This window comes from Corynebacterium capitovis DSM 44611 (assembly GCF_030440535.1).
Lineage (GTDB): Bacteria > Actinomycetota > Actinomycetes > Mycobacteriales > Mycobacteriaceae > Corynebacterium > Corynebacterium capitovis.
In genome coordinates this window covers 96034-115200 of sequence record NZ_CP047117.1, presented here as the reverse complement: position 1 = coordinate 115200, position 19167 = coordinate 96034, and the positions used below count along the sequence as shown (strand labels likewise).

The following is a 19167-nucleotide window of genomic DNA, read 5'->3' as shown; positions in this document are numbered from 1 at the left end:
CGGCGGGAATCAGGCCAACCACTAGCACGGCCGGCACCCCGTCGCGGAGTTAGTGTTGCCGGCCGTGAGCCCCCCCCACTACAGCGAGAAGGATGACGACGCCATGACCCCCAACTCCGTGCACACCGGCTTTGCAGCTCCGAACGAGATCAGCACCCCCTCCGGGCCCCGCAACGAGGGCCAGCCGTCCTGGAATAAGCAGCGCGGCTCCCAGATGCCGGTTTCGCGCTACCTCAGCTTCGCCGAAGAGGTAGAAGACATCGTGCTGCCCGACCGGACGTGGCCGGACAAGAAGATCACGGTGGCTCCCCAGTGGTGCGCCGTGGATCTGCGCGACGGCAACCAAGCCCTCGTCGACCCGATGAGCCCAGAGCGCAAGCGCCGCATGTTCACGTTGCTGGTCCAGATGGGGTACAAGGAAATCGAGGTTGGTTTCCCCTCCGCTTCGCAGACGGATTTCGACTTCGTCCGCGAGATCATCGAGCAGCACATGATCCCTGAGGATGTCACCATCCAGGTCCTCGTCCAGGCCCGTGAGCACCTGATCCGCCGCACCTTCGAAGCGTGCGCGGGTGCGAAGAACGTCATCGTCCACTTCTACAACTCCACCTCCAAGCTGCAGCGTGAGGTGGTCTTCCGCAAGGGCCGCGCGGAGATCAAGAAGTTGGCCACGGACGCCGCCGAGCTGATCAAGACCATCGCGCGGGACTACCCGGACACCAACTGGCGCTGGGAGTACTCCCCGGAGTCCTACACCGGCACCGAGTTGGACTTCGCCCTTGAGGTGTGCGACGCCGTCGTGGACATCATGGAGGCAACGCCGGAGAACCCCATGATCATCAACCTGCCCTCCACGGTGGAGATGATCAGCCCCAACGTCTACGCCGACTCCATCGAGTGGATGCACCGAAACTTCGCGCGGCGGGACAGCATCATCCTGTCGCTCCACCCCCATAACGACCGCGGCGAGGGTGTTGCCGCCGCCGAGCTGGGTTACCTCGCCGGCGCCGACCGCATCGAGGGCTGTCTCTTCGGCAACGGCGAGCGCACCGGCAACGTCGACCTGGTCACCCTCGGGTTGAACATGCTCACTCAGGGCGTGGACCCGCAGATCGACTTCTCCGACATAAACCGCATCCGCGAGGTCGTGGAATACTGCAACCAGCTGCGCGTTCCGGAGCGCCATCCCTACGGCGGCGAGCTCGTCTTCACCGCGTTTTCCGGCTCCCACCAGGACGCGATCAACAAGGGCCTCGACGCCCTGGCGCAGAAGATCCGCCCGGGTGCCACCTCCACCGACGTCGCCTGGGAGGAGCTGCGCGACACGGTATGGGAGGTGCCCTACCTGCCGATCGACCCGAAGGATGTGGGCCGCACCTACGAGGCCGTGATCCGCGTCAACTCCCAGTCCGGCAAGGGCGGGGTCGCCTACATCATGAAGACCGACCACGGCATCAACATGCCCAAGGCCATGCAGCCCGAGTTCTCCGCAATCGTCCAATCCATTACGGATGAGGAGGGCGGCGAGGTCAACTCCAAGAACATGTGGGACATCTTCGCGGGCACCTACCTGGACCTCGACTCCCCGCTGGAGCTGGTCAGCTACGAAGTCACCGGTGCCGCTGAGGAGGACGCTGAAGAGGACAAGGACTCCTCCGTGACCGCCCGCGTGGTCTACGACGGCGAGGAGAGAGACATTCAGGGAACCGGCAACGGCCCGATCGCCGCCTTCGCCCACGCCCTAGAAAGCCTCGGCATCGAGTTCGAGGTCCAGGACTACTCGCAGCGCTCCCGCTCCGCGGGTGACGACGCCGACGCTGCCTGCTACATCAACGCGGACATCAACGGCGCCACCGCGTGGGGCGTGGGCGTGGCCGGCTCCACCACCCGCGCGTCTCTGAAAGCGATCGTTTCGGCCACCAACCGCGGCTTGACCCGCGGGCAGACAGGTGGCGTGTAGGCGCGCGCCGTTGCCACGCCACTACACTGTGCGACATGAGTGATCCGACCGCCGCCGAGGCCGCCACATTCCCCTTCGTGGCGGTGACCGTGCAGGCAACGGGAATTCACCCGGCATCGGACCGACTGCTCACCCTCGACGCCGTGGCGTTCGACGAGGAGGGCCGGGTCGGGGACGACACCCATCTTGTCTTCAACCCCGGCCGTGACCCGGGCCCACGCCACATGCACGGGCACGAACAGGGCGAGTTCTCGCAGGCCCCGCGGTTCGCGCGCCATCTGCGAGCGCTGGACAAGCTTCTCGACGGCCGCGTCCTCGTGCTCCACGACGCCCCCACTGCCTGGGGTTTCATCGTCGCGGAGGCGCGTCGCGCGATGACCGCGGCGGCGCGCGCAAACCGCAACCGCAATCGGAGGCGCCGCCAGCGCGTGGGTCACGTGCCCCGCCCAGAGGCGATCGTGGACACGCTCGCGAGTGCGCGTCGTCAAGGCGACATCCCGCTCGACACTCGCCCGGCCGCAGTGGCCCGCCTCATCGGAGTCGACGCCGAGGACCCGACCGCCTCGGTCGAGCGCGCGCGGCTGCCTGAGGAAGACACCTCGCGCGAGCAGACGCAGCTGATCAAGGAGCTCTTCTTCGCGCTGCGGGAGCGCGGGGCGCTGGCGCAGGTGCAGCCGGAAAACCTCGCCGCTGATCGCTTTGGCCTGCAGCGCTCGGTAGTGCGCGTCGACGCCGAAAACGACGCCCCGGCCGCGGACAACCCCGGCCCGTACACCGCCTCTGGCGGTCTGAAGAAGGGTATGGAGATCGCCGTCGCGGACGATGTGGCAACAGACCCGGACGACATCATCTCCGCGGCCCTTGACCACGGGCTGAGTTATGTCGAAAAACTCTCGCGCCAGACCTCCCTGGTGGTCTCGGACGCCAAGGCCGTGGGCGTTGAGCTGCTCGGCAAAGCCATGCACGCGGACCGCAAGCGGATCCCCGTGCTTTCCGTCGCGGAGTTTGAGCGCGCCGTGGCTCGGCTGGATGTGGCTGATAGTTAAGGAGCCGAGCCCACGAATAGTCTGCCGCCTTCTCCGCGTAGGGTAGAGCGCATGACAAGAGGTCCACTTTCCCGGTTGCGTTCGCGCGCTGCGGTAGCGGCGGCGCGGCTCGCCACGACCACCTCAAGGGCCACCGGGCGCGGCGCGGGCGGGATGATTGGCGGGCTCGTGGCGGGTGCTATCGACCCGGGCATCATGGCCTCGCTGGCCAACGGCCGGCCTGCGGTGCTGGTGACGGGCACGAACGGGAAGTCGACGACGACGCGGATGCTGGCGGGGGCGCTGCGGACGTCGACAAGCGTGGCGACGAATAGCGGCGGTGACAACATGGACGCGGGGATCATTTCCGCGCTCATGGAGGGCAAAGACGCCTCCCACATCGTGCTGGAGACCGATGAGCTGCATGTGCCGAAGGTGGCCGAGCGCCTCGATCCGAAGGCGCTGGTCCTGCTCAACCTGTCGCGAGACCAGCTGGACCGCGTGGGGGAAATCAACAAGATTGAACGCGCCCTGCGCGCCGCGGTGACGGCGCACCCGGACATGGTGGTCGTGGCTAACTGCGACGACGTGCTAGTCACCTCGGTCGCCTTCGACCACCCGAACGTCGTGTGGGTCTCCGCCGGCGCCGGCTGGGTGGGAGACTCGGTGACCAACCCGCGCTCCGGAGGCCACGTCGTGCGCGACGGGGAGGATTGGTACGGCACGCAGCCACTTGACGACGGCCGAGAATTCCGCCGCCCCACACCCTCTTACTCCGTGGACGGTGACACCCTGCGCACGCCCACGGGCGACGTCCCGCTCACGCTGAAACTGCCGGGTCGCGCGAACCGGGGCAACGCCGCCCAGGCGATCGCTGCGGCCGTCGAGGCCTTTGGCATTCCGCTCGCGGACGCGGTGCGGGCTGCGGAGGACGTGGACAACGTCGCCGGCCGCTACTCCACCGTCCACCTCGGCGAGCGCGAGGTGCACCTGCTGCTGGCTAAGAACCCGGCGGGCTGGCAGGAGGCGCTGTCCATGGTCGACCGCGAGGCGGACGGCCTCGTCATCGCCGTCAACGGCCAGGTTGCCGACGGCGAGGACCTCTCCTGGCTATGGGACGTCACCTTCGAGGATTTTGAGGGCCTGGCCGTGAAGGCGTCCGGCGAGCGGGGCACCGACCTCGCGGTGCGCCTGTTGTACGCCTCGATCGAACATGACCTTGTCCACGATCCCGTGGCCGCGATCCGCGGCTGTCCCCCCGGGCGCATCGAGGTCCTGGCCAACTACACCGCTTTCCGAGACCTCAAGAAGGCCCTGACCAAGGAGGCTGACTACCGTGCCTAAGGGCATCCGCATTGGCCTGATCCTGCCCGACGTGCTGGGCACCTACGGCGACGACGGCAACGCGCTCGTCCTGCGCCAGCGCGCCCGGATGCGCGGTGTCGCTGCGGAGATCGAGCGGATCACCCTCAACGACGACGTCCCCGCCGACTGCGACGTCTACACCCTCGGTGGCGGGGAGGATTCCGCTCAGGTCATCGCCGCAGCCCGTCTCGCCGCTTCCCCTGGCCTCCAGGCCGCCGTCGCCGATGGCCGACCCGTCTTCGCCGTGTGCGCCGGCATGCAGGTACTCGGCCACACCTTCACCGCCCACGGTGAGACCGTCGAGGGCATCGGGCTTATCGACGCCACCACCACCCCCATGTCCGCCCGCGCCATCGGCGAAGTGGCCTCCACGCCTTCCCATGCGGGAGTGACCGCGGAGCTGACCGAACCCTTGACCGGGTTTGAAAACCACATGGGCGGAACTCTGCTCGGCCCAGACGCCTCCCCGCTGGCCAAGATCACCCGCGGCGTGGGTAACGTCGCTGGTAGCGCTGTCGAAGGAGTTGTGCAGGGCAGCGTCGTGGCGACGTACATGCACGGCCCCGCGCTGGCCCGCAACCCCCAGCTCGCGGACCTTCTCCTCGCGCGGGCCCTGGGCATGAGGCTCAGCGAGCTGGAGCCGCTGGAACTGCCGGTCATCGACAGGCTGCGGATGGAGCGGCTCGCCGGCTAGAGCGTCAGCCGCCCGCTCAGCGCGCGGGACAACGTCAGTTCATCCACGAACTCGAGGTCCCCGCCAAGCGGCATCCCCGATGCCAACCTTGATACCGTCAGGTCCGGGAAGTCCTTCAACAGCCGAGCCAGATAGGACGCCGTCGCCTCCCCCTCGGTGTTCGGGTCCGTGGCGAGGATGACCTCGGTGATGCGGGGGGCGTCCCGACCGTCGGCGTCGTCAAGCACCCCGCCAATGCGCTGCAGCAGTGAGGAAATGGCCAAATTCTTCGGGCCCACGTTGGCGAGCGGATCGAGCGCGCCGCCGAGCACGTGGTAGCGCCCCCGGTACTCCCCCGTGCGCTCGATGACCTGAATGTCCTTGGCGTCCTCCACGACGCACACGAGCGAGGCGTCGCGTCCCGAGTCCCCACAGATGCGGCACACCGCGTCGCGCGAGACGTTGTTGCAAATCCGGCAGAACTGCACCCCGTCCCGCACCGCGAGGAGGGCCGCACTTAGCCTCTCGACGTCATCCGGATCCGCCCTCATCACATAAAACGCGATGCGCTGCGCACTCTTCGGGCCTACACCGGGCAGGCGCGAGAGCTCGTCGATAAGATCTTGCAGCGGTCCTTCAAACACGGAGGCGAATCTTAGATGACGCCGCCGAAGGGGATCTCGCCGGGGGCCGGCTGCTGCGCACCCGGGTTGGCCAGGGGCCCGATCTTCTCCTGCGCGAGCTGGCCCGCCTTGTCGTGGGCGTCGCGGTAGGCGGCGAGGATGAGGTCCTGCAGCGTTTCGACGTCCTCCGGGTCCACGGCCTCCGGCTTGATGATCAGGTCGCGGATCTCAGCACCACCGGTCATGGTGACGGAGACGAGACCGCCGCCGGAGGTTCCCTCCACGGTGGTGTTGAGCAGCTCTTCCTGAGCCTTCTGCAGCTGCGCCTGGACTTCGGCGGCCTGGCGGATGAGTTCCTGCATGTCGTTCGGCATGCTCGGCTGGTTTGGTTGGGTCACGGCAGGATGCACCTTCTTACGAAGTCGGGTCACAGTTAATTGGTATGTCAGTAAGTCTACTTCTCGCCCACCTATGGCGCCATCGTGAAACCACTGGGAAACCGCAACGACAATGGGCCGTGACTAACCCGGTCCGTTGTCTCGCTAGTCTTATGCGGATTTTGAGAGCGCCGTGGTGAGCGACGCCCGCTCAACGCCTTTTGCCGCGTGAGCCGGTAAGAATGGGGAGCGTCACGCGCGTTTCTGGAGGATAGCTTCCTGCAGACGTGTATCCGCAAGTTCTTCCACGAGCCAGGGGCTGAACGCGAACGGCGTGGCGTTCACCGCCGCGATCAGGGCTTCCGGATCAATCCACACATGAGAGACAACTTCGTGTGGGTGAGGGTCCAGCACCGCGCCTAATTTCAAGTGGGCCACGAAGACGGGGCAGATTTCATTCTCAACGATTCCGCTTGAATCAACGGCCCGGTAGCTAAAATCCGGGAGGATGGCCGATATCCCGTGAAGTGACCCTGGCTCGCATCCCAGCTCTTGGCAGTTTCGGCGTTCGACCGCCTCAAAAGTGGTTTCTCCCGGCGCAGGATGGCCACAAAAGCTGTTGGTCCACACGCCCGGCCACGTCTTCTTGCTCAGGGCGCGGCGAGTCACGAGCAGTTTCCCGCGCTCGTCGAGAAGAAAACAGGAGAAAGCGAAATGAAGCGGCGTGTTGGACGTGTGAATCGACGCTTTCGGCGCTGAGCCAGCAGGTCTTCCATTTCTGTCTGCTAGAACTACCATCTCAACGTCGTTAACCATGTTCACGTTCCATTCTTTTGCCCCGCAGGCGCTCGGGGTTTGTAACACCGTCGGGCCGCGGTATGGCCGAGCTTGAGAAAGGGGGCTGTCGCCAAACATGCGAGAGCCCCCTTTTTGCCTAACCAGGCGGATCTACTTTCCCACCCGTTTGGCTTCTACATCGGGCTTAGGACACCGTCGATGACGTGGATGACACCGTTATCCGCCTCGACGTCCGTGGTGACGACGTTGACGCGGTTTCCAGCGGCGTCGACCAGTGCAACCTTGTCACCGTCAACTTCCACGGTGAGAGTGCCACCCTGAACTGTTTCGATGGTCTGTCCGTCCATCTTCGCAATGTCGGCTGCGGGAACCTCGCCGGAGACGACGTGGTACTTCAAGATTACCGCGAGGTCACCCTCCGGATCGGCAAGAAGCTCATCGAGGGTGCCCTCCGGCAATGCGTCGAACGCTTCATCGGTCGGCGCGAAAACCGTGAACGGACCCTCGCCCCTCAAGGTATCTTCCAGGCCCGCCGCTTGGACGGCGGACACTAAGGTGTTGAACGATCCTGCACCTACTGCGGTGTCAACGATGTCGCCGTTTGCAGCGGCCTCAGCGGACGTGGCCTCCGCGGTCGTCTCTTCCATTGACGTGTTGGCCATTGAGGTGTTGGCTTCAGACGATGCCATGGACGACGAGGTTGCCTCGGTAGTGGTGTCACCCTCGGCACACGCCGCGGTGAGGAGGGCGAGGCTGATAACCCCGGATACTGCGAGAATGCGCTTCATTTTTAAGCCTTTTCCTATTAGGAGGTCAATGTTCACTAGTAATCTTAATGGCGCTTATGGCCTTGTCAACAAAAAGATCGGCGTTATATCAAACTGCCAGTAAACTGATACTCAATTTACTGTTTAGGAATATTTTACCGCTAGTTAACTTCCAGTAAGTCGCATGACTACCGACCGTGACCCGCGGTCTCAAGGTGCCCACGGGCGCCGTCATAAGCCACTGTCCGACGCTTAACTCGGGCATAAGCGGCCTTCAAGCTCAGAAAAACTGTCCGGGCGGCAGATCTACCCGCCCTACAGCGGGCGCGCTCCGAGCTCGGTGGCGAGAAGATCCATCGCTACCGCCGTTGCGTCGCGACGATCCCGCGTCCCCTCCTCCTTGCGCGCCTGCTCCGCCATGTCGCGCTCCTCATCCTCACGGCTGTAGGCAGGCCGCGGCGCGGGTTCCTCGTAGGGCGGTTCCTCGTCGTCCGGCTCCGGCGGCAGCGGAACCTCGGAGCGCTCGCGCTGGGCCCGCATCGCTACCTCGGCCGCGGCGCGCCAATCTTGCTTATCGACGCCCGCCGGCGCAGGCTCCTCAGGCTCCGGCTCGCGCGGGGCCTTTTTCGCGTTCGGGTTCCACACCTGCGCGGCTGGGGCGTCCGACGGTGTAAACCCCGCCTTGCTGGGGTCGGTGCCCACGACGCAGCGCACCTTAATCGGCGTGCCCAGGTGCTCGGAGAACACAGCGGCAATGTCGGTGTTGTTGGACTCTGCGTTGATACGCTCGGCGAGCGCGCCGGTGTTGTGGCCGACAACGAGGGTGTCGTCCTCCATGCCGAGGGGTTTGGCCTCGGTGAGCATGATCTCGGCGACCTTGTTGCGCGCGCCCACGGCCTGGCGCATGCGCGTGAAATCGGCGCGGACCTTGTCAAAGAGGTCGCCCTCGTCAGCAACGGCAGCAACAGCGGGCTCGGGTTTGTCCGGCTTCTCCGTTTTCTGCGGCGGGGGCGGCTTCTGCGGCCCCGGGGTAGACGTGGTGCGCGGGGCGCGCTTCGCGCCGGCGGCGGCTGCCGCTGCCGCAGCCGCGGCCGCTCCCGAAGCTTGCTTGGTCACCGGCGCCGGCTGCGCGGGCTGGGTCGGCAGGTCCGGACCCGGCAGCTGCGAGGGCGCGGATACCTCGGGCGTGGTGATGAGGTGCGCCATCATCACCTCGAGCAACAGGCGCGGGCTTGTGGCGCCGCGCAGAGACACCATTCGCTCGTTAACCTCCGAGGCCAGGCTGGCCAGCTCGTTTCCGGAGAAGCGCTCCGCCTGCCCGCGCAGCACCGCCTCCCGCTCCGTCGGCGCGTTGACTAGGCCCTGGCCAAAGGCGTCGGGCACGGTGCGGATGATCATCAGGTCGCGCAGGCGATCGAGCAAGTCGGAAGCGAAGCGGCGCGGCTCGTGGCCGGCCTCAATGACGTCGTCGATTGTCGCGAACATTGCGCTTGCGTCGCGGGTGGCCAGGGCGTCGACTGTGGCGTCGATAAGCGAAAGCTCAGTCACCCCGAGCAGCGGGATAGCCAGGTCGTACGTCAGCCCGTCCGGGCCGGAACCGGCGAGGAGCTGATCCAGGATGGAGAGCGTGTCGCGGGGCGAACCGCCGCCGGCCTGAATGACCAGCGGATACACGGCATCCTCGACCGCCACACCTTCCTCGCGCACCACGTTTTCCAGCAGCTGGCGCATTGCCTGCGGAGTGAGCAGGCGGAACGGGTAGTTGTGGGTGCGCGAGCGGATCGTGCCCAGCATCTTCTCCGGCTCGGTGGTGGCGAAAACGAAGATGAGGTGCTCCGGCGGCTCCTCCACGATCTTGAGCAGGGCGTTGTTGCCCTCGCGGGAGATCATGTGGGCCTCGTCGATGATAAAGACGCGGTAGCGCGACTCCGCCGGCGCGAACAGGGCACGCTCGCGCAACTCACGCATGTCGTCGACGCTGCCGTTGGAGGCCGCGTCCAGCTCCATCACGTCGAGGTTGCCGGCCCCGCCCGGCGCCAACGAGACGCAGGAGTCGCACACCCCACAGGGTGTCGACGTCGGCCCCTCCACGCAGTTCAACGAGCGTGCCAGAATGCGCGCCGAGGACGTCTTGCCGCAGCCGCGCGGCCCGGAGAAGAGGTAGGCATGGTTGATTCGGCCGTTATCCAGGGCGGTCGACAGCGGGCGGGTCACCTGATCCTGGCCGATGACCTCACCGAACGTCGCGGGGCGATACTTCCTGTACAAAGCCACGGGGTAGAGCTTAGGCGTTCCAGCGCGGTAGGGAACACGCTGCCCCTCAACCCGGACGGGTCACTCTGCGCCGATGCGGCCCGAATTCGGGCCGGTTGCCGCTTCCAACTTGAGGGGGAAGGTGTTATGCGTCCCTCCCCCAGTCCGCGACCCGCACGCCTCGGCGCCGCAGGCGCGTGGCCAGCGCCGGGCAACCGCGGTCGGAGGCAATCGCGAACTCGTCGTCGGTGAGCGCGACCAGTTCGAGCAGCAGCGTCAACCGGCCGGGCTCGGTGTACAGCGGGGTGCCACGCTCGAAAAGCTCCGGCTCGCGCAGGAGACCGTGGCGCACGGTAGCGCCATCCGGCAGCGCGACACGTTCCAGCAAGCCGTCCAGCAGCACTCCCGGCTGGGCCGGCACTCGCAGGGTCTCGACCATGTGGGCGGCTTCAACCACGGCCGCTCCCAGAACCTGCACCGGCACGTTCGCGCGGCAGACGATCTCACAGCGCACCTCGGTGGCGCGGTCGTCCTCAACGACTAGGCCCGTGTCCACGGACGAGAACCCAGCCGTCACAACCACGGGCATTCCGTCCAGCGCGGACACCACCGTGGGCCGGCTGCTGTCTACTGAAAGGTGCGCACCCGGGAAAACCGAGGCCAGCCAGGTGACAACGTCGTCGCCCGTCATGCACCAAGCTTTTCGACGGCAGCCAGCAACACACAGGTCGCAACGCCGTCCATCGCCTCGGTCACCTCCTCGAGCGGGGGCAGCGAGGGCGCGAGGCGGAGGTTGCGGCCGCGGGGATCCTCGCCGCGCGGGAACGACGCTCCCGCCTTGGTCAAGGTGATGCCGGCTTGCTTGGCCAGCTCCCAGACGCGCTCAGCGGTGCCGTCGATGACGTCGAGAGAGATGAAGTAACCGCCCTCCGGCTTAGTCCAGGTGGCGACGCCATACGCGCCCAACCGGTCCTCCAGGATTTCCTGGATCGCAGCGAACTTCGGCGCGAGAATGCCGGCGTGCTTACGCATCAGGGTGCGCACACCCTCGGCGTCGCCAAAGAACTTCGCGTGGGCCAGTTGGTTGACCTTGTTCGGCCCGATGCCCCGCACACCAGCGATGTGTGAGTACCAGTTCAGGTTCTCCTTCGAGGAGGCGAGGAAGGACACCCCGGCGCCGGCGAAGGTGATCTTCGAGGTGGAGCTTAAGTACCAGAAACGATTGGCGTGGCCCGCCTGCTCCCCGATGGCGATGACGTTCGGGTTGTCGGGGAACTCGTCGCTAAGCGTGTGCACGGCGTAGGCGTTATCCCATACGATGCGGAAGTCGGGGGCGGCGGTCTCCATCGCGGCGAGGCGGTCGATGACCCTGCGGGAATAGGAGATACCGGTGGGGTTTCCGAAGATGGGGACAGACCACATTCCCTTCACTGAAGGGTCCTTCACGAGCTGTTCGATGGCGTCGACGTCGGGGCCGTCGTCGAGCATCGGCACGGTGACCATCTCGAAGCCGAAATGCTCCGTGATGGCAAAGTGGCGGTCGTACCCCGGCACCGGGCAGATCCACTTCACGGTCTCTTCGTCCTTCCACGGACGTTCCGAGTCGTTGTTGCCGAACGCGTACGACCAGGAGATGAGGTCGAACATGATGTTCAGCGACGACGAGTCCCCCGCCAGGAGCGTCGCCGGGTCGATGCCCAGCACCTCAGCCCACAGCTCGCGGATGTCCGCGATGCCTCCAAGGTTGCCGTAATTGCGGACATCGGCACCAAACTTGTCGACGTCCTCTCCCGCCCCCGGCAGGCCAAGCAACGCGTCGGAAAGATCCAGCTGCTCACTCGACGGCTTCCCCCGGGTCAGGTCGAGGCTGAGGTTTTTCGCCTTGAGCTCGTCGTAGCGGGCGCGTACATCGGCGGCGAGCTGCTCCAGCTCAGCGGCGTCAAGGTCAAGCAGGGACATGGGCGATTCACTCCGTCTCTCGAGGGGTCATCTGACTGGCCCTATGCTACCTTTCGCCCCGGACATGAAAAGGGGACCCCACGCACCTGCCAGAGCTCGCTGACCCTTGCTGCGTTCCCGCCCTGGGGGAGTTCACAAGTTAAACACCGCGTGAGATCCTGGCCATGATTCTAGCTGGTAGTTGGGAGAGGCACAAAAAGGCCGGGGAGCTGCCGTTTTGGCCGGGGGTGCGTTGTAGATTAACATATCTTCCCGATGCTTCGGCGTCGCTATTTGGAGGATTCGACTAGCGGCCTATGTCACACGCCTGGAACGCGTGCGGGTAGCAATACCCTCGTGGGTTCAAATCCCACATCCTCCGCCAAACTTTTTTAAAGCCCCGCTTCGGCGGGGTTTAGTTTTTTCGGCGTTGTTTGGGGCCGGGTCGGGGTTGTGTCAGGGTTGAGTGACAAATGATGACAGGGCCTTTTCCCGACCTGGGCTGAGTGACAAAAGATGAGATGTCCGGGCCACACTTGTCACTGGCCCGCTAAGGCCCCAGCGCCAGCAAGGGAAAGGTGCGAATTCCTTCCGCCGACGTGTAGCTCATCCCCATGCCAGTGACGACAGCTGCAAACGCCGGTTCGGCGTCAATCTGCTGTAGCCTTCGAAGCCCAGCTTCACGGACAAAGCCGTGGCAGCAAAAGATGCGTCGGCCAAGTGATACTTCCGGCTTGTCCATTAGCGTGCTTTAGAGCGCAGCCGCGGAGTGCACGCGGCCTCAAGCGAAATGCGTTCATTTCTTTGCCGCGTCATTTGCCTTCACCGCGCAGTAGATGAAGCCTCCTATTGAAACTGCATAAGCGCTCGCAAGAAGCGTTAGACAAGAAGCGTTAGAGCAGAGGCGGGGCTGAGGTCAAAAAACACAAAACCTATTGCCATGAGCGACAGAGCTAGACCGATGTCGACATATCCAAAAGCACGCAAACTCGGAGCTGCTGCTTGGTGCCCGGCATTCCAAGCGGCATCGTTCTTCATGGTGGAGGCGGTTCGAATACCGAAGCTTCCGTTGCGCTGGTTAGTGCCATTAATCGTGGATCGCCAAAGCGCCAGGGAAATACACCCTAAGAAGGCTAGAGCGACCGATGAAACAATGAGGGAGATACCCAATGGAATCGCCTTTCGATGGTCGGTGTGGATGATCTTTTCTTTCCGAGAACCGAAATTTCGAGTCCTACGAGAAAGTATGAAACGAGCGGATCCGCCCTTCGCCACTGCAGGAGGCAACAAGGGAACGGAAGGACACACCCGATCTCTCCCCCGTGGGAAGACTGAGTTGGCCGGCCAGCGAATACTTTCCATGCAGCTTGTGAAAATGGTTCGTTTGTAACCGCACCGCATCTTGCACCCAACCCGGATCTTGCCGGACGTGGCGACCGCGCTGCACTGCCTAAACCGTATTTTGCAGACTTTCTAGGCCGTCGTTTGCAGGATTCCTAATCGGCACTTTGCAGATCGCCTCGCCTAACAAAACGGCATACTGACACCATGACCTCTCTCATCGCCTACACCGCGCTCATCGTCATCCTCGTCGCCGCCGCGGTCATCCCCCGCCGCCCGTGCACCGACGCCACCACCTTCCCCTGGTTCTGGGTCGTCTTTCCCATCACCGCGCTCGCGCTGGCCATGGCACTCGCCAGCCAAGCCCCCATCGCCCCGCTCGGCGTGCAATTCGGCTGGACCATGTACGAATCCGAGCTCCCCGAGGACATCTTCCCCTGGAACACCCTCTTCTGGATCATCACCAGCATCATCGGCCTCGTGCTTTCCATCTGGACGTGGCGTCGCGGGCGGTTCTAGGACTTTCCTCCAGACCGTACCTTCACCAGAACCGTCCCCACGATCGCGGACGCGATGACAGCCGTCGCCAATCCGATGAGGATGAAAGTAACCCATCCCCGGAAGCTGTCGGGCCCACCATCACCCAACAGGCCAACGAAGACATAGACGACGATGTCGATAAGCGCCACCGTCGCATAGATACCGGACGACTTTCGATCCACGGTAAACCTCCTCCCCTTTCCCTCCCGGCCATATGAAAGCGACGACGCGCGCGCCCCGAGTTCCTCCTCTTTGGCACTTTCGTCTATACCCATCGCCTTCGCTTCTCGACGCGCCCCCGCCCCAACCGAGAGACGAGTACTTTCGGCGGAATCCAACAACCACCTATGCGAAGGACTGCCATGTCACCGACCCCAACATCCCAAAACGTCGCCCGCCTGGTACTGGGAGCTTTTATGAGCTTCGCCGGTACCAGCCATCTGACATTCAATCGCAAGGAGTTCCAGGCGCAGGTGCCGAACTGGTTCCCCGCGAACAAGGATCTCGTCGTTCTCGGCTCCGGAATTGCCGAGATCGCCCTCGGCGCCTCCCTCCTCGCCCTACCGAAGCAGCGCAAGTTGACGGGCACCACGCTTGCGGCGTTCTACGCAGCGATTTTCCCGGGCAACATTGCCCAGTACGCGGAGCGCAAGGACGGATTTGGTCTCGACACCGACGGCAAGCGCCTGGCCCGCTTGTTCGGCCAGCCAGCGCTTATCGCTGCAGCACTGTGGGCGGCGGGGATTCCGAAGCAGTAGACGCTCCTGAGGTTTCCCCCAGCGGGAAATCAGCTGCGCGATCTGCGGGTGGAACCGACTCTAGAATTTCGATGAGCTTTTCACATTGCTTGGTGGGACACGGCAATCAGTTCCTCTTTAGTTTAAGGTCTGGCCATGACAGCAACTGTGCACCGAGGTGACGCTGGAAGGCCTACACCCGCACACCAACCCCACCTCTAAGTAATCTATTCGGCGTGACTAAAGAACCGATCAACGTCGTCGGGGCTGTCTTCCACAAAGACGGTCTCGTCTTCGCCACCCGGCGCGGACCAGGCAAAACCATGGACGGCAAATGGGAATTCCCCGGCGGCAAGATCGAAGACGGTGAGACCCCGAAAGAAGCTCTCGTCAGAGAACTCAAGGAGGAGCTTCTTATCGACGCCCACGTGGCCGATCACATCGTCACCGTTGACCACGAGTACGACTTCGGTGTCGTGAGACTTTCCACGTACTTCTGCGAGATAGCGTCCGGCGAACCGACGCTTACCGAGCATTCTGAGGCACGCTGGATCCCGCTCGCGCAGTTGCATGAGTACGACTGGGCACCCGCGGACCTCCCTACGATTAGCGCTCTTACCCAGAACCAATGAAACGAAGCTCGGCGTCGCTGCAACATGACCTTATCTACGGGCACCTCGACAAGAACCACGCCCCCGCAGGTCTTGAAAACCCCCGTCTCATCCACAATGACGACTCCAGCATGCTCGCAGCGCTGCGAACAGAGCTAGAAACGGCGGATAGGTTTCTCTTTTCGGTCGCGTTTGTCAGTGAAGACGGATTGGGGATGTTGCGCCAGCAACTGGTTAATTTCCGGGGTACGGGCACGATCGTGACCTCCACCTACCTCGACTTCAACACCCCCGATGCGCTTAGAGACCTCATCGCGCTTCGCAACATTCGGGTACGGGTGATTGAGGACCATGCCCACCACGCAAAAGGGTACGTATTCGACCACGGCGACCACGTCACGGCGATCATCGGCAGTTCCAATCTCACACGCCACGCCCTCATTTCGAATGAAGAATGGAACCTGCAATTCTCCACGCACCGCGACGGGGACATCGCTGACCAGCTCAACCGAGCCATTCATCGACAGATCTCCCACTCTGTTCGGCTCACGCACGAGTGGGTCGATGAGTATGAGAAGTCTCGCCAGCAGCGAGTCATCCTCACCCGCGAGGATGACTCCCTCATTGAGGTTTCGCCCGCGGGAGAGAAGATCCTGCCGAATGCCATGCAAACCGAGGCATTGGAAAACCTTCAGTCAGTCATTGATTCTGGTCATAAGCGCGCGATCGTCATTTCCGCAACGGGTACCGGTAAAACGATTCTTTCAGCATTTGCTGCGCAGAAGTTAAACCCCGGGAAAATGCTTTTTGTTGCTCACCGGGAGCAGATCCTCCGGAAAGCAGCGGAAGAGTTCCAACGGGTGTTCCGTTGTGAAAGCTCCGAGATTGGTATTTTCGCCGGTAGTAGGCGTCAAACGGACCGTCGCTTTGTGTTTGCCACGGTCCAATTGCTGAGTAAGAAGGATTACCTCACGGTTCTTTCGCCGCGCCTTTTCGACCTCGTCATCGTCGATGAAGCTCACCGCGCCGGCTCGGAATCATATCGCGCCATCATCGACCACTTCCGGCCGGGTTTCCTGCTGGGTCTTACCGCCACGCCAGAACGAACTGATGGTTTCAACGTCTTTGAACTGTTCGACTACAACGTTGCCTACGAGATTCGCTTAGAACGCGCCATGGAAGAACGGATGCTTGTTCCGTTCGATTATTATGGCGTCGCTGACTGCACCTCACCGGGTGGCGGATCCCTAGGAGGCTTTTCGGGCTTGAGCGATCTCGTTGCACCGGAACGAGTCCATCACATTGTTAATACTTTGGGGGATTATTCCTTCGCCCGCGGTACCAAAGGTTTGATCTTCTGCACGAGTAACACGGAGGCCACGGCGCTTGCAGAGCAACTCAATCTTCACCGCGTTCACGGCAGAAGGCTTCGTACACTGGCGCTTTCGGGTTCGACGTCCGTCGAAAAGCGAGAAGCCGCGGTACGTCAGCTGGAGGATGGGAAGCTCGATTACCTGCTCACCGTCGATATCTTCAACGAGGGTATTGATATTCCCGCAGTCAACGTTGTTGTCTTGCTACGAAGCACGGAATCCGCAATTGTTTTCACCCAGCAGCTTGGTCGCGGGTTACGCAAAGCCAAAAAGAAAACGTCGTTGCGGGTGATCGACTTCATTGGAAATTACGCCAACAACTACCTCATCCCCATTGCTTTGACGGGAGACCGATCCGGCAGCAAAGACTCGGTACGGGATCGCCTCGCAGCAACCCGCCACAATGCTGTCGCTGGGGGATCGACAATCAGCTTTGACCGCATTTCGACGCAGCGGGTGATCGAAGCCTTGGGGAAGGCTCGCCTGGATGGTCGCCGTGAGAAGCGGGACGCGATCGCACAACTGCAATTCCGCTTGGGAACGATCCCGCGGTTGCTGGATTTTGAAACCCACAATTCGCTCGACCCGGTCGTGCTCGCTGCGACTGACGGGAAGGCACGCAACTACTGGTCATTACTGCACGCCTTGAAAATTGTTGATGAGGCTCCTTCAGCATCTGAAGCGGAGTTCTTAAACCTGGTCACGCAAGAGTTCCTCAACGGTAAGCGTCCGCAGGAATTGCTCCTCTTGCGGGAGTTGCTGGCTCGGAGGACAGTGACACGGTCCGAATGCGACGCGCTGTTCGGCAAGCACGGGGTCAGCGCGAACGAGTTCGTTTGCGACACGATTGCGCGGATCTTTGATCTGTCTTGGTTCCCAGAGACCGGAAGGAAACCATTCGGAAATGAAGGGATCGCTTCGTATGACGGGAAGGCGTTTACAATCAATCCGCATCTTCACCAGCTCTACCTTTCATACTCGCAGGGGCACCCGGAGCCGTCGATAAGCTTCCGAGCGCATCTCGACGACCTCATCGAAACGGGCCTGCATCTGAACCGCGCCCGTTACCAGGCAGGAGACCAGCTAATTCCGGGCTGTATGTACACCCGCAAGGATGTGTGCAGGTTGTTGAACTGGGATAAGAACAACGAGTCGACGATCTACGGGTATATGACAGACAAGAAGACGATGACCTGCCCTATCTTTGTCACGTACCACAAGGACTCCGACCTTCCCGCGAACCTGCGCTATGAGGACAAACTGATCGACACCTCGACGATGCATTGGTTCAGCCGCAGCAAGAGGAAGCTGACTAGCGGTGAAATCCGGCCGATAGTCTCCGGGGAAGCGGACCTTTTCCTCTTCGTCAAACGCGAAGATTCCGACGGGACGAATTTCCATTTTCTGGGTAAAGTGCATGCTAGCGACGCGAAACAAACTACTAAGGTGAGCGGGGACCTCGGACAGGTGGATATTGTCTCGGCCAACCTCATCCTCGAGGCGCCCATCTCACAAGAGTTGTTTGACCGCATCACCACCCCCACGACGGACGCCGCCCCAACGTCTCGTAGCTAACCGGAGATACCACTATGCCAATTCGCACGCTGAGCTTCTTCAACAACAAAGGCGGGGTGGGCAAGACCACGCTTTCGGCAAACGTGGCGTATAACTTCGCGAGCACCGGCAAGCGGGTGCTCTACGTAGATTGCGACCCGCAGTGCAACGCCACGCAGCTCATGCTTAACGACGATCTGACGCAGGAGATCTACGCGTCGAACGATGACGCAGACGCCTCGTTGCGAGACTCTCTGACTAAAACCGTCTATAACCTTTTCATCCCGCTACGGGAGGGTGAACCCGAGATCGATTCTGACGTGCCCGTCTACCGCTCCGAGCGCTTCGGTGTGGACGTGCTCGCGGGCCACCCGAACCTCTCCCAGATTGAGGACGTCATGTCGGCGGCGTGGCAGACCGCGCTTGGTCGGGAGACTGCATCTTTCCGACGCGTGCACTGGGCTGGCCAGCTCGTCTCTGCGATGGAGCGCGCCGACCGCTACGACATGGTGATGTTCGACGTCGGACCCAGCCTCGGCCCCTTCAACCGCACGGTCCTGCTTGGTTGCGACGCCTTCGTCACCCCCACAGCCACCGACCTTTTCAGCTACCACGCCTTCGGTAACCTTGCGCGGTGGTTCGACACCTGGGTGAGGGAGTACCGGAAGATGTCCGATGCGAACATCGAGACGTGGAAGTCGTTCTCTAGCAGCTTCGAGAAAAAGTCCGCTAACCTGCGACTTCCTGGTCACGGCGGTCGCGTGCTCCATTACCTTGGCTACACCACGCAGGAATACATCAAGAAGAAGTCCAACGGCCAGGAACAACTCGTCGGCGCTTTCGAGCGCTTCCGGGGCAAGTTTGCCGACGAAGCCAAACGCATCGCCTCGAGCCTGGGGCAGCCAGAGGAGGATTTCCTTCTCGGCCACGTCCCCCACATGCACTCGATGCCCGCCACTGCGCAAGACGTCCACGCCCCCATCGCCGAACTCACCACCGCTGACGGCGTCCGGGGTAACCAAATTGCCCAGCGAAATGGGTACGCAGAGAGGATTCGGGTGGTCGCGGAGGCGGTGGGTGCGCGGTTGTTGGTCTAAGGGGTTCGCGGAGACAGACTTCGGAGTCTGCTGCCCGGCTAACGCGCCTGGCTGGCCGGCGTTGAGTTCTTCCTTGTTTTAACCTCGCCATCGGCCCTATAACCGGTGCTCTTCACCGCTGCGACAGAGCCGTTC

General features: G+C 62.7%; 18 protein-coding genes, 1 tRNA gene and 1 other RNA gene. 10 read left to right on the top strand and 10 right to left on the bottom strand.

What is annotated here, in order from left to right; genetic code table 11:
* Nucleotides 1-103 precede the first annotated feature (103 nt).
* Genes leuA through CAPI_RS00560 form a run of 4 tightly spaced genes read left to right on the top strand, consistent with a single transcriptional unit; the run spans nucleotide 104 to nucleotide 5044 of the window.
* Nucleotides 104-1960: a 2-isopropylmalate synthase gene (leuA, locus tag CAPI_RS00575; protein WP_018017326.1), complete on the top strand. Its 1857-nt coding sequence runs from the start codon at nucleotides 104-106 to the stop codon at nucleotides 1958-1960.
* Nucleotides 1961-1995: 35 nt separating this feature from the next.
* Nucleotides 1996-3006 carry a hypothetical protein gene (locus CAPI_RS00570; RefSeq protein WP_018017325.1) on the top strand — a complete coding sequence of 337 codons (1011 nt, stop codon included), beginning with the start codon at nucleotides 1996-1998 and terminating at the stop codon, nucleotides 3004-3006.
* 51 nt (nucleotides 3007-3057) lie between these two features.
* Nucleotides 3058-4329 (top strand): Mur ligase family protein, encoded by a 1272-nt coding sequence (locus tag CAPI_RS00565; protein WP_040356668.1) that lies wholly within the window; start codon nucleotides 3058-3060, stop codon nucleotides 4327-4329.
* Nucleotides 4322-5044 carry a type 1 glutamine amidotransferase gene (locus CAPI_RS00560; RefSeq protein WP_018017323.1) on the top strand — a complete coding sequence of 241 codons (723 nt, stop codon included), beginning with the start codon at nucleotides 4322-4324 and terminating at the stop codon, nucleotides 5042-5044. The genes CAPI_RS00565 and CAPI_RS00560 overlap by 8 nt, the downstream gene beginning before the upstream one ends.
* Here the strand turns inward: CAPI_RS00560 and recR are convergent.
* The 8 genes from recR to ffs form a co-directional block, all read right to left on the bottom strand.
* Entirely contained in the window at nucleotides 5041-5667 is a 627-nt protein-coding gene (gene recR / locus CAPI_RS00555) for a recombination mediator RecR (protein WP_018017322.1), read from the bottom strand. The two genes, CAPI_RS00560 and recR, sit on opposite strands and share 4 nt — an antisense overlap.
* Nucleotides 5668-5678: 11 nt before the next feature.
* Nucleotides 5679-6044 carry a YbaB/EbfC family nucleoid-associated protein gene (locus tag CAPI_RS00550; RefSeq protein WP_026157100.1) on the bottom strand — a complete coding sequence of 122 codons (366 nt, stop codon included), beginning with the start codon at nucleotides 6042-6044 and terminating at the stop codon, nucleotides 5679-5681.
* 231 nt (nucleotides 6045-6275) lie between these two features.
* Nucleotides 6276-6839 (bottom strand): isopentenyl-diphosphate Delta-isomerase, encoded by a 564-nt coding sequence (gene idi, locus CAPI_RS00545; protein WP_026157099.1) that lies wholly within the window; start codon nucleotides 6837-6839, stop codon nucleotides 6276-6278.
* Nucleotides 6840-6994: 155 nt separating this feature from the next.
* Complete coding sequence (locus CAPI_RS00540) at nucleotides 6995-7609, bottom strand: fasciclin domain-containing protein (RefSeq protein ID WP_018017319.1); 615 nt, start codon at nucleotides 7607-7609, stop codon at nucleotides 6995-6997.
* A gap of 294 nt (nucleotides 7610-7903) precedes the next feature.
* A complete protein-coding gene (locus tag CAPI_RS00535; protein ID WP_018017318.1) occupies nucleotides 7904-9862 on the bottom strand; it encodes a DNA polymerase III subunit gamma and tau in 1959 nt (652 codons plus the stop codon).
* A 124-nt stretch (nucleotides 9863-9986) separates the two neighbouring features.
* Nucleotides 9987-10532, bottom strand: a complete 546-nt coding sequence (locus tag CAPI_RS00530; protein ID WP_018017317.1) for a suppressor of fused domain protein — start codon at nucleotides 10530-10532, stop codon at nucleotides 9987-9989.
* Nucleotides 10529-11800 carry an aspartate aminotransferase type Ic gene (locus CAPI_RS00525; RefSeq protein ID WP_018017316.1) on the bottom strand — a complete coding sequence of 424 codons (1272 nt, stop codon included), beginning with the start codon at nucleotides 11798-11800 and terminating at the stop codon, nucleotides 10529-10531. The genes CAPI_RS00530 and CAPI_RS00525 overlap by 4 nt, the downstream gene beginning before the upstream one ends.
* Before the next feature lie 64 nt (nucleotides 11801-11864).
* Nucleotides 11865-11963, bottom strand: an RNA gene (gene ffs, locus CAPI_RS00520) — signal recognition particle sRNA small type.
* A 112-nt stretch (nucleotides 11964-12075) separates the two neighbouring features.
* Here ffs and CAPI_RS00515 point away from each other — a divergent pair.
* Nucleotides 12076-12164: transfer RNA gene (locus CAPI_RS00515), tRNA-Ser, on the top strand.
* 494 nt (nucleotides 12165-12658) lie between these two features.
* Here the strand turns inward: CAPI_RS00515 and CAPI_RS00510 are convergent.
* Nucleotides 12659-12949: an SdpI family protein gene (locus CAPI_RS00510; protein ID WP_245531624.1), complete on the bottom strand. Its 291-nt coding sequence runs from the start codon at nucleotides 12947-12949 to the stop codon at nucleotides 12659-12661.
* A 378-nt stretch (nucleotides 12950-13327) separates the two neighbouring features.
* Here CAPI_RS00510 and CAPI_RS00505 point away from each other — a divergent pair, with 378 nt between their 5' ends.
* Nucleotides 13328-13639 (top strand): hypothetical protein, encoded by a 312-nt coding sequence (locus CAPI_RS00505; protein WP_018017315.1) that lies wholly within the window; start codon nucleotides 13328-13330, stop codon nucleotides 13637-13639.
* Here CAPI_RS00505 and CAPI_RS00500 read toward each other — a convergent pair.
* Nucleotides 13636-13842, bottom strand: a complete 207-nt coding sequence (locus tag CAPI_RS00500) for a hypothetical protein (protein WP_018017314.1) — start codon at nucleotides 13840-13842, stop codon at nucleotides 13636-13638. The genes CAPI_RS00505 and CAPI_RS00500 overlap by 4 nt on opposite strands.
* Before the next feature lie 180 nt (nucleotides 13843-14022).
* On the opposite strand from CAPI_RS00500, the gene CAPI_RS00495 reads away from it, so the two are divergent.
* From CAPI_RS00495 to CAPI_RS00480, 4 genes are all read left to right on the top strand, one after another.
* The gene (locus tag CAPI_RS00495; protein ID WP_018017313.1) at nucleotides 14023-14418 is read left to right on the top strand and encodes a DoxX family protein; all 396 of its coding nucleotides are present in this window, start codon (nucleotides 14023-14025) and stop codon (nucleotides 14416-14418) included.
* A gap of 215 nt (nucleotides 14419-14633) precedes the next feature.
* Nucleotides 14634-15029 (top strand): 8-oxo-dGTP diphosphatase MutT, encoded by a 396-nt coding sequence (mutT, locus tag CAPI_RS00490; RefSeq protein WP_018017312.1) that lies wholly within the window; start codon nucleotides 14634-14636, stop codon nucleotides 15027-15029.
* Nucleotides 15026-17956 carry a DEAD/DEAH box helicase gene (locus CAPI_RS00485; RefSeq protein WP_018017311.1) on the top strand — a complete coding sequence of 977 codons (2931 nt, stop codon included), beginning with the start codon at nucleotides 15026-15028 and terminating at the stop codon, nucleotides 17954-17956. Before mutT ends, CAPI_RS00485 begins: the two co-directional genes overlap by 4 nt.
* Nucleotides 17957-17976: 20 nt before the next feature.
* Entirely contained in the window at nucleotides 17977-19032 is a 1056-nt protein-coding gene (locus tag CAPI_RS00480) for a ParA family protein (protein WP_026157098.1), read from the top strand.
* Nucleotides 19033-19167: the final 135 nt, after the last annotated feature.